An 11,183-nucleotide genomic window follows, 5' to 3' on the forward strand; every position below is an offset into this window, starting at 1 on the left:
ACCTTCCCTCGACGGTCGGCGAGGGCACAACCGGGTCCGCGGAGGTGGGCCACGAGAGTCCCGACGAGGGCGCCACCTCCGATGACGATCCACCTCCGGCCGCTCCCCTGCCCTACACGTTTGCAGCCACGGACGTACCCCACGCTGCACGCGTCCTCGACGCCGCGTTCACCGACCTGATCGAGGGTTGGGAGGGATGGGGGGCCATCGAGAAGGCCGTCAAGGAGTTCACCTCACCGCTGAGCGAGGAGTGTGTTCGGGTCCTCGGGCAGCTCGCCGCCCGGCCCCTCAACCTCGAGCTGCGGGGACGACCTGGCACCGACCTCGCCGTCGGCGGCGGCCTTGGCCTTCCCTCCATCAGGGACGTGGGTGCCGACGACGTCGCCCTGTGGGAAGCACTCGCAGAGGAGGTCACTGCACCGGCCGCGCTCGCCCGCCTCAGCGATCTGCTGTTTCTGCGCCGTGTTGGGAATGTCGGTGGTCACGCCCGGCGTGCGGGGCGCGCCTACCTCGACGCCGTCGGCGACCGCGCCGACGACATGGACACCACCACCTACCTGGTGCGGGCATGGACCCTCTGCCGGCTGGTCAAAGCTGCCGAAGTTGAGGGAGAGGTACTCGACGAGATCGAACGACGCGTCGACTCTCTCGTGGCCGGTGACGGCAAGAATCGTCCCGGCGTCCTGTTTCCGCTCGTGGCGGCTCTGTGTGAGAAGCCCCTGGACGCCACGCAGACCACGTCCCTCCGTGACCACGCCAACACGGTTCTCACCACCCTTGCCTCCGTGGTGTCGCGCGCCGACCTCGCCTCGGAGGTCGCGTCCATGCGACGCAAGGTCGCGGGCGGTGCAGCCACCGCCGGCGACCTGGCCGCGATCGACGGGGACGAACTCGCCGGCTACCTGCGCGACGCCGATGCCTCCCCGAACGCTGCGGTGCGGATGCACCGCCTGGAAGCGGCTGCCCGCACCGCGACCACGCGCGGCATGACGAACCACGCGCGCGACATCGCCGCCAAGATGCAGGCCATCCGGCCCGAAGAGCTCGGGATGCAGCGCATCAGCGCCAGCAGCAGCCTGCCCAACTGGGTCCCGGAGTCCTACCTCGATGAGTTCACGCGAGGCTCCGACTGGCGGAGGGGCATCGCCGTGTTCCTGCTCAGCCCGAATGCTCCGTCAGGCAGCGTTAGCAGCCTTCGGGAGTACGCCGTCGAACGACGTGGCAGCCTCGGCCGGCTCTTCTCGACCACGATCTACGGCAACGGACTGCCCCAAGCCACCTTCTCCTCCGAGGCCGAGCAGGACCGCCACGACATGGCTTTCGCCGGGCGCGTCGCCGCCGAGAACCACGGTCAGCTGCTAGCGATCGCCCTGCACCGGATCTCGGAGAGGTTCGGCACGCCCGACCTGGACGAGCTGACCGGCCTGCTGATCAACGTCGGCGCCGCCGACCCCCGCCTCGCCCGCAGCCTCGCCAAGGGCTTCATCTACTTCTGGGCCGGCGACTACGAGGCCGCCGTCTGCGTCCTGATCCCCAAGATCGAGGCCGCCGCGCGCGCACTGCTCCGCGAGCTGGACGAAGGGATCTACCGCGTTCAGGTCGACAAGAGCCCCGGGGGCTACCCCGGCCTCTATGTGTTGCTGACCGAACTCGAAAAGCTCGCTCTCGACGAGGACTGGGCCTGGTTCCTGCGCTGGCTCCTCCTCGGCCCACTCGGGGCGAACATCCGCAACGAAGTCGCGCACGGTTTCGTCACCGAGCTCACTCCCACCTACACCGCGCTCGTCCTGCGCGCCGCGGCCGTGCTCATCACCGCCAGCCCCATCGCCGACGACCTTGGCCGCCACGTCGATGTCCTTCCGCAGCTACGGCCCCTCACCGGCGCTGCGCACATCGCCGACACCATCTTGGTCAAGATCGCCACCGCTGGATTGAGGCTGCACAGCGCGGTCGAGGGCCGGCGCGCCCGACTACGAAGCCGCCTCCTCGACGGATCGAGCGGACCCACCTCGTCCGCATGACCCATCCAGGGCGCGAAGCCGATTCCATCAGCGGTTGGGCAGAGCTCAGGGCAATCACGCAAGCCGGCGGGCTTACCCTCCACGGCCGCCGGGCCGTGCATGCGGTCCTGGCGGATCTCGAGGCCCTGCTCGGGCCCTCCTGGCTCCGTCGCCAGCAAGCCGCGTATGGCGGGCTGCCGCCCGAGCTGCGCCTGTTCGCGTTTCATGCTGGCGCGCTACCGCAGTTCCTCAGCCTGGGACTACGACTGGCCGCCGCCACGGCCGAGCCATCATTCGCGCGGGTGCGCGCCGAGCTCAAGCGCGGCCTGGACCAGCAAGCCTGGCGACACCTGCTCCTGCAGCTGGAAGTGGGGCGCCTTGCGACCGCGACCGGTTGGCGAGCGGGCTTCGAGCCGCCCACCCCCGACAGCGACCGCCGCGCCGACGTCGTCTTCAACACAGCCGACGGGCGGATGCCGCTGGTCGTGGAGACAACATCACTGTTCCGTTCCGACCCCGACCGCGACCACCATGCCTACGAAGATCACCTCGTGGACGCGCTGCTCGCCATCGAGCAACGCCACGGAGTCGTCACCATCACCCACCTCACCGGCCATCTCGACGCCGCCGCGACCGGCGCGTGGCTTCGCGAGGTCGACGCCGCCGCAGTGCTCGTGTCACGAGGCGGCACGGGTCAGACACTCCGCACCCCGGCCGGAACGATTCAGGTGGTGTCCGAGCCGCCCACCGACGGCACAACCTTCCTGGGCGCGCCCATGCATGGCGACCGTTGGTACCGCCTCGCCCGCTCTGTAGGAGGGAAGATCCGGCAGACCAGCGGCTGGCCCTCGATCTGGATCCGTGTCGATGCGCTCGACGGACTGTTCCAGTTCACCGACTGGCAGCAGCGACCGTGGCCCGACCGCATCCAACTCTTGAGCGTCGCCTTCCGTGCGGCTTTTCCCGATGCGTCACACGTGGCTGGGGTGGTGGTGTCCTCCGGGCTGGCCGTGGCACCCGGAGCCACCGACCCGACCATCGAGGACGTCACCGTTGTTGCGAGCGAAGGAACCGGGCTGCGGCGCACCGTCTGCCCGCACCTGGTGCGCGAGACGGTGATCATCCCCCTACAGGCAGACGTCGACGAGCAACTCCAAGTGTGGGCCGCGGGATACGCCGGCGAGCGGTCGTGGCTCGAGAGCGACCTCCAGACCGCGGGACTGGCGCCGCTGGCGCAGCTCTGGCAGGACTGACGGGGGAAACCAGGTTGTCGCTTCGAGTCGGACATGCCCCTTGACCTGCCCACGGGTCGCCAGCGCGTCCGGGTCCGCGATCGCCGCTGCCCTACTGTGGAGCCCTCGGGCAGCAGAACCAGTGGAAGCGGAGGGTGGCAGGCATGCCCAGCCGGTCGGGCCAGGCGAACGAGGCCGGCAGCGTCCACCGTCGCGGCGTCGCCGTCTACCTCGCCGCCCATGGCCTTGCCAGCCGCCCTGTTGCGGCAGCCGATCCGGGTCCCGGAAACCCCACGCCGGTGGCCTTGGCGTTCGAGACTTCCCACGCGACGGACGACCTCCTCTGCACGCTGTCCGATGAATCCCGGCTGTTCATCTCGGCCAAGCGCGCATGCGGCAATGACAGCCAACTGCAGGACACCGTGGAGCAATGGCTGGCCCAGGTTGACGATCTTCAGCCAGGCGACCGCCTGGTGTTGGCCACGGCGGAGCCGAAAGGCATCGTCCACCACCTCGGCAAGGCCCTGAGCCGTCGGCGTACCGCCCCGACCTCCGTCTTCCCCGTCAAGGAGCAGGAGGCTCTGTCCGCGCTACGGAAGCGCATGATCGACGTACCGAAGGAGAAGCAAGACCGGGTCCTCGACGCTGCCGCAGTCCTGATCGTCGATGCCGACCAGCCCGGGCGGCCCCAACACGACGTCGCCTCCAGCCTGCTCGAGGGGACGGTGGTGCCCGCCGGCTCCGGGGTCACTGCCCTGTCTCACCTGGAGGCGCACCTACACACTCACGCCGGTTCGGCCTACTCCGGAGACGTAGAGACCTGGGTGGACCATCTCGTAGACCTCGGTGTCCAGGTCTACGCCGACCGTCGCGGGGCTGCGGCCGCGGCCATCCGCGCCCGACAAGTTGCCGTCGAGCGCTACCGGGTCTCGCTCTCGGCCGAATCCGGGCGAGTGGACCTCACGCTGCTCGCCGACGACCTCGAGCCACTGATCATCGGCGATCTCGCCGATCATCTGCAGGTCACGGTCGAGGACTCTGATCGGGACCGTCAGAAGGTGTCCCTACTGCCCCTCGCCCGACGTCGGCCGCGGTTGCTCATCGAGGGTCTGCCGGGCGTGGGCAAGAGCGCCGCGATGACCCAGCTGGCCGCTCGATGGGCGACGGAACGCGCAGCACCCCTGCCGATCCTGGTCCGGCTGCGCGATTTCGTCCGGACCTGTCAGGCCCCCTCGGACGTCACCCTGGCGCGACTGTGTGAGACGGCAGCGTCGCGGGCCCCGGCCAGTGAGCAGGCCGACCTCATCGAGGCAATGCAGGAGTCGATCGCTCGCGGCGAGGCGGTTCTGCTACTCGACGGGTTGGACGAGTGCCTCGACCGTCGGGCCCTCGTCGCCGACGGCCTCAAGCAGGTTCTGTCTGCGCTGCCTACCGAGACGGGCGTGCTGCTGACCACCCGCCCCAGCGGCATGACGCCCGCGGGCCGGCTCGCCCTGGATGCCGTCCGTCTGACGACGCCACGGAACCTCGACGCGGTGCTAGACCGGCTGCTGCGCCACGTCGCCGAGGTCCGCGTGCCCAAGGCGGACCGGGACGGTTGGGTGGCCGAGCGAGCACGGCGGGTCCGCGACATCCGCCGAGCACACGAGGATCTGGGGACCGTTCCCCTGCTGTCCGTGCTGATCACACTGGTCTTTGCAGACAGCAGCGACGCCGCCCCGCCCGAGCACACCGCTCAGGTGTTGCACCGAGCAGTCACGCAGACGGTCAGCCGATGGGAGCGACGCCGCCCGCTGCTACCCGAGGGGACGCCACCCGGCCCAAGCGACCGTCAGCTGCTCATCGGCTTCGAGACGATCGGCTTCCTGCTCAGCCACCAAACAAATGCCTCAATCGCAGACGTCGACTCCGCCGTCACCTCGGCCATGGCGACGCGCTGGGGGCTGGCCCCCGAGCCGGCCGCGGAGGTCGCCGACCTCGTTCGGCGCTTCTGGGATGACCACGTCGGTGTCTTCGTAGCCGATCCCACTGGCCATGTGGTCCCCCGCAGCCGTGTGTTCGCCGAGATCGGGGCAGCCATGTACTGCCCCACGATGCCTCCGGACGAGCTCGCCAACTGGACGTCGGCGGCCGTGGCCGACCCCGACCGCCACACCGCACTATTGCTGGCCGTGCAGCTCGATCAGCGAATCATCAGCGAGCTACTCAAGCCCGGAAGCGATAGCGATGTACGTAGCCGCCTCGCCGCGGCGGCGCTCCACAGCGGCGCTTCCCTGACAGTCGACCAAGCCGCACAACTGCTGGACCTGCTCGCCCACGCGGCCCAGATCGCTGCGACGACCGCCCCTCCGACCCCCGGTCCCCAGACCACCGGGTTGGCGACTGACAAGCCGACGGCCAAGCAGCTGATAGCCAAGCTCGATGAGCGGCGGCTGCGGCGCGATGGACCAGTGTGGCCCTGGGCCTTGGAGATCGCGCGGCTCCCGCTTCCGGCCTCCCTCGAGCCCCGGCGCGCTGAGGCCCTCGCGGCACTGCCGGTGAGCCAAGATCAGCACCTCGTCGCTCGCGGAATCGCGGTTCTCACAGCTGCGGACACCAGCCACCGGCCGCTGACGCCATACGAGCGCGATGACGTGCTCCGGATGCTCGCCGTCCCCCTCCCCCCGAAGGTCGAGCTGCAGCATCCGTCACGCCGTCGACTGGTGATCGGGCAGTCGGTAGGCCTGCTCGCGGGCCTGGGACAGGGGGCAGCACGCGCCGCGGCCCGGCTCGGTGAACTGGACGGTCGAGCGGTGGAGCTGATCACCGCCCTCGCGCCCAGGGCTTCACACCGCGATGCCATCGCCATCTCCGCCGCGATGCGTGCCCACGGCCACGACCTCAAGCTCCCAACCCTGTCGCCCGAGACGTTCGCGCTCATCCAACAGGCCAGCGACGATTACCGAGACGGCTCCCGGATCCTTCTCGCGGCCATCGCAGACTTGGCTGAGGACGAAGTGGCCTTGACCGCTGCTCAGCGGTGGCGCCTGCCCGACCTGTGCGACTTCATCGCGCTGCTCGATGACGATTCGGTGAGCATCCCCGATTTCCGCGCCGCAGTGCGGCTGGATTCCGAGTCGACGCGGGCACTCTGGATACGCACGATGGCGCTCGCCGCCGACTTCGATCTATCGCTTCTGGCCGCTCAGGCCCGGGCCGCCCTGGAAGAAGACGGAGCCGACGACCAGGTCGCCTTGCCCTTCGAGATGGCCTCAGCGTGGCCGGAACGGGGCGTTGAACTGAACTTCGGACGGATCGACCCTGTTGAGCCCTCCGAGGTCGTCGAGCTGCTGGCGGCTCATTCAGACTGGATCGCAGAATCAGCCGCCCGGCTCCTGTGGGACACCCGCTTCCCTGGGCTCGACGATGAGGTTGCCGCCCTGGTGCCAGAGGTCCCCCCCGATCGTCGGTTCCTCGTGGCCGTGCTGTGCTGCATCCTCAGCGCAGAACCCGCCGTCCGCGCGCACAGCTTCTTCGAGACCGAGGATCCTGCCCTCCGACGAGCAGCGGCTGCCGTGTCGCAGGACGACGAACACGACCCGCAGTTGGAGGTGCTGAGATCGCAGGCGTTGCGGGACGCGGACGCAACCATCCGGATCGCCGCCGGCGCCGCCTCCCTCGATGAAGCCGATGTGCCCCCGCCCGCGTACTGGTCATGCCGCTGGTGCGCGCAACGCAACGACCCCCACGCCGAGGACTGTCACAGTTGCGACTGGGGAAGCCGTCCCCGGCCGGGCGCCCTGTAGGCCAGCGCAGTCGACTCCTGCAGGGTTCGCCTAACGATCGGGTCGACTCCGTCCCCCAGACGTGGACGATCCCGTCCATCGACGCCCGCAAGGCCTGCATGGTTCTACCGTCAGGCGCTGTCCTTACGTCCGCCGAGGAAGACCTGGTCGTCAAAATGGGATAGGTCCCACGGGGTCGGTTCGGGCAGGTCGTCGTCCCCGTTGATCGTGCGCTTTTCGGGTGCCCAAGCCAAGAATGGTTCCTCCACTGGAATGACCATCGTTATCTGATCCGTCGGCGGATCGCTTTCGGGAGTCCGCGTGATCGACTCGGGGACCATTAGCGGGTGACGGATCAACGTGGTCGGCACAGGAAACTCGGTGCCGGCGATCGTCAAGGTGGTTGCCGGCATCACGATCGCTTTCGGAACCACACCTGCCGGTGCCGTCGCCGTCAGGGGACTCAATCGGAACGGAACGACCTCGCCCTCCCAGAGCAAACGCGTACGACGTAGAAGAGCTCGATCAGAACCGCTGTACATGCCACTCAATGGTTGCAGCGCCTGACGAGTGATGTTTTCGATTACGACAAGGTCATAGAGACTGTCGACGGCCACATCGATGGACGCTGCATCTTTGGCCCCCAGCCCGGAGACCCTGAGAACAAAGAACTTCTCGCCACCGACAAAGAAGACGACCTCTTCGCTCATGGTCAATTCTTGCTCGAATACCGCCTCGGCGAGCTTCATTCGATTCGTCGTGCCGTGCCATTCGATGCCCTCGAAGCGAGCATCCGTCACCCGATCGCCCCTAAGGCCGAAGGACACCGTGAACGTCACGCTGCCCGCTACAAGCGCCGCCCAGTGCAGTCGGCCTTCGCTCTCTCCACGTCGAGACACTGCAGCCTCGTAGTCGCAGACGCTCGAGCCGTCCGCCGCGCGACACTCCACCCGGACCCGGTTCGCTGGCGACTGGCGCAAAAGTTCCGTGACCGTGAAAGCCTGAAACCCCTCAGGGAGTTCTGCCAACGCGATGTCAAGATCTGGCATCGGCGAACCGACCGGACCGAGGTAGGCCGCACCTCGCTCGACCAGTTCGCCCACGCCGACAACGACTTCGCGCTCGACGGACTCGGCATCAAGAGCGATTACGCCAAGTCTGTGCAGCGCCAACACCAAGTCCAGCGTCATCAAGCAGAGCACCGCCGCATGAGCGAAGTATGTAACCGCGGCCGAATATCGCTCCTTTATCGGGAAAAGTAGCCCGTCACTCTTACTGCCACGCGTATCCACGTGGACCAAGTCGCCGTAAAGCCAAGCAGCAGCCAACTGAGTGTCAGACACCTGCGGCGTGACGTCCGATCCGTCGGCCCTAGACGACTGCACGGCAAACCGCAGAACGTTGGTGCCATCGAGGTCGAAACGCGACCAGTCGCGCTTCAGATCCGCGAGCCGTCTAAGTAGGTCCGCGGGCACTTCGGATTGAGATACATCGACCGCCGCTTGAATCGCCTTCAGCACATTCGCCTGGAAGACCGACTCACTCTTTACCAGGACAGGACGCACCCGAGCAGCCAACGATTCAAACGCCTCCTCGTCCGGCAGGGCCCGACGCATCTCCATCGTGCCGTCCAAGTGGAGTTGGCCGGTCAACGAGAAGTCGCTCAACGCCGACAGAGACCGACGGTCGCGCGCCAGCGAATGCGCCTCGATCCGACGCGCCCGCAGGACAAACCGGTTGAGCGTTCGTTCGGAGTCAGCCACAGCTCAAGCGTGCCAGGACGCACCGACACTCCAGAGTGCGAGTGCCCCTCCTGGCTGCACGGCGTTGCTGGGGAGCCCTCAGGGGCGAGCAGCACTGGAGACATCAAGATCGACCGGCAGGTCCGTTGCAGGCGCCGCGTTAGCGCGGGGCGGGCGCAGCCCGTCCTTCAGTTCTTCTGCAGTGGGTCAGACGGCCGGACCGAGGATGACGGTGTGGCCGAGCCGTTCGAGCTGGGAGACCAGCCGGCGGGTGTGCGCCTCGTCGTTCCGGCGGCGCAGCCAGTCGGCGCCAGGGTCGGAGTAGGGCTCGTCGCGTTGGCGAAGGAGCGCCACGCGACGTCGCGTCCGAGGCGACGTACGAGGCGATCGTCGGCAGCCGTACGCGAATGTGTCGTTTGATCAGGGCAACATGTCAGCCGTGGTCCAAAAGACGAGCCGCCGGCCGGCGAGGGCGAACCGACCTCGGCCGCCGCGCAGGCGAACCAGCGGCCCACCGGTAGATCCGCTCAAGATTGTCGTGGCTACCTTCCCGTCAACTGGCCCAGATGGGGTGTCGCTGGCGAAGGAGGTCGAGCTCGTCAGGGCGGCGCTGTTGTACGCCGACGAGATCGAGGTGGTCAGTCCAGGCGCCGGTCTGGTGGCGAGCATGGCGGATCTGGCAGACGGGGACCGCTACGGGCTTCTCACCATGTTGATGTCCCTTGAGGACGGTGCTCTCGCACGCCTACCTGCCGAGACCGTGAGCAGGCTCCCGCAGAACTGGCGAGAGATCCTTCCTGCGGCCATGTTCGCCATTGAGATGGGCCCGGACTGGGTCCGACGCTTGCCGGGTGGAAGGCAGATCGACCCGGCTGTCCTCGATCAGATGGCTGCTTTCGATGGCCAGTTCGATGGCCTCTTGGACATGTTTCGGGAGGTCGCCGACCGCCTGCTTGAGCAGTCTGGTGGGTCTGAGCTACAGCCGGCCATTAGGGCTGGCGTGGTGACCGTGTCACCACTTGCGATCAATGACGCGGTGCAACCAGGAGCAATGGCGGCAAATTTTGTCGCGCTGCTCACTGAGCTGCTGGAGAACCGGCGTGTGCGACTGCTCTTCGACGACAGTGTCGCGAAGCTGGTGCGGGGATTAGTGGACGCCGGCCTGGCCACGCCGCATCAGATGACGGTCAAGCACGCGGGCGAGGCCGCCGTGGGAAGCGGCTTCGTGACCCGACTCCCTGCCTTCACTGCAGCTCCGGTCGACGAACTCTTGGATCTGCGGGCCGATCTCGCCGATCCGCTGGCCCGCTATCGCCGAGGCGTGTCCCTCATGGCCAGCAAGCTGGCTTACAGGGCGTACGACGAGGAGTCTGCCGTCGAGATCGAGGACCTGTGGCGGAACGAGGTGGACCCTGCTCTTCGGGATCTACGGGAGGGCTTCTCCGAGCATGGACTCGTTAGGGAGTTGTCGCGGTCTCTCTTGCTTGACCTGAAGACCTACGCCAGCGGCCTCGTCGGTACGGGCTTGTGGGTGGCCATGGATGACCTAACGTCGATCAACGGCGTGATCAAAGCTGTGGGCGCAGCCGCGCCCACGGCGGCTGTTGCCGCGCAAGGAGCCGCCTCTGCGGCGTATAGGCGTCACGACGCGCGCAGACAGTTGAGCAAGCACGAACTGTTCTACCTCTACGAGGTGGAGAACCGACTGAGCGCGAAATAACCAGGCACATGCTGGAGCACCCAAGGCTGTCCCGCGCGCGGCGCGCGTCCGATGCCCGTGCCGTCTGCGCGATCTGTGTACGGCTCACCCGAGCGACTCTCCTGCAACTGCGAGCAACCGACGGTTGGGCCGTTGCTGTTGCCGCTGTCCCATAGGCCGTCCTCGGGCCCCGCGTGCTCGAGACCCGGGCCGACCCTCCAACAAGGGCATCGCGCGCTGCCCGCCCATGCGGAGCAACCATCCCGGGGCCGAGCAGCACTGGAGACTCCAAGATCACGAGGCATCACACGTCTTGCATTCCGGCCAGCGGGGCCCCGTCAGCGCTCGGTTGGACAGGAACCGACGGCGCCTTCCGGTGTTGGGCTGAGGTTTCCTGAGCGAACCGCTCGTCGTTGCGCCTTAGGGCTCAGCGTTGCGTGCCCATCTGAGCGAGCGACGCGGCTCCGGCCCGGGACTCTGCGGCACCGGGCTACTGGAGAAGTGCGGCAGCCGTAGTGGAGTCCGCCCTCCTACGGTCCGCGGCCGTGATGACGCTGCACAAGCTGACGGCCGGGGACGGCTACACGTACCTGACGCGGCAGGTGGCAGCGTTCGACGCGACGGAGCGGGGTCACGCCGGCCTGGGTGACTACTACTCCCAGCGCGGAGAGTCCCCGGGGAGGTGGACCGGCAACGGCCTGGCCGGGGTCGGCGGAGTAAGCGCCGGTCAGCCCGTCACCGAGGAG

The 11,183-nt window shown here is 67.6% G+C and carries 6 protein-coding genes and 1 pseudogene; 5 read left to right on the plus strand and 2 right to left on the minus strand.

The window, feature by feature from the left end; all coding sequences use genetic code 11:
* Positions 1-44 precede the first annotated feature (44 nt).
* The 3 genes from JKP75_RS23815 (at position 45) to JKP75_RS09265 (ending at position 7,017) form a co-directional block, all read left to right on the plus strand.
* Positions 45-2,021 (plus strand): DUF4209 domain-containing protein, encoded by a 1,977-nt coding sequence (locus JKP75_RS23815; protein WP_200491672.1) that lies wholly within the window; start codon positions 45-47, stop codon positions 2,019-2,021.
* The gene (locus JKP75_RS09260; protein ID WP_200491671.1) at positions 2,018-3,253 is read left to right on the plus strand and encodes a hypothetical protein; all 1,236 of its coding nucleotides are present in this window, start codon (positions 2,018-2,020) and stop codon (positions 3,251-3,253) included. The genes JKP75_RS23815 and JKP75_RS09260 overlap by 4 nt, the downstream gene beginning before the upstream one ends.
* 143 nt (positions 3,254-3,396) lie before the next feature.
* Positions 3,397-7,017, plus strand: coding sequence for an NACHT domain-containing NTPase (locus tag JKP75_RS09265; protein ID WP_200491670.1), 3,621 nt, complete (start codon positions 3,397-3,399; stop codon positions 7,015-7,017).
* Between the two features lie 110 nt (positions 7,018-7,127).
* Here JKP75_RS09265 and JKP75_RS09270 read toward each other — a convergent pair whose 3' ends face one another.
* Positions 7,128-8,759 carry a hypothetical protein gene (locus tag JKP75_RS09270; protein ID WP_200491669.1) on the minus strand — a complete coding sequence of 544 codons (1,632 nt, stop codon included), beginning with the start codon at positions 8,757-8,759 and terminating at the stop codon, positions 7,128-7,130.
* A gap of 186 nt (positions 8,760-8,945) precedes the next feature.
* Entirely contained in the window at positions 8,946-9,092 is a 147-nt protein-coding gene (locus JKP75_RS09275; RefSeq protein WP_200491668.1) for a hypothetical protein, read from the minus strand.
* A gap of 217 nt (positions 9,093-9,309) precedes the next feature.
* Between JKP75_RS09275 and JKP75_RS09280 the strand changes: the two genes are divergently transcribed.
* A complete protein-coding gene (locus tag JKP75_RS09280; protein ID WP_200491667.1) occupies positions 9,310-10,458 on the plus strand; it encodes a hypothetical protein in 1,149 nt (382 codons plus the stop codon).
* Positions 10,459-10,985: 527 nt separating this feature from the next.
* A pseudogene (locus tag JKP75_RS21065) lies at positions 10,986-11,168 on the plus strand (relaxase domain-containing protein); the annotation flags it as partial.
* Positions 11,169-11,183 lie beyond the last annotated feature (15 nt).

The organism is Blastococcus sp. TML/M2B, assembly GCF_016612865.1.
Taxonomy (GTDB): Bacteria; Actinomycetota; Actinomycetes; order Mycobacteriales; family Geodermatophilaceae; genus Blastococcus.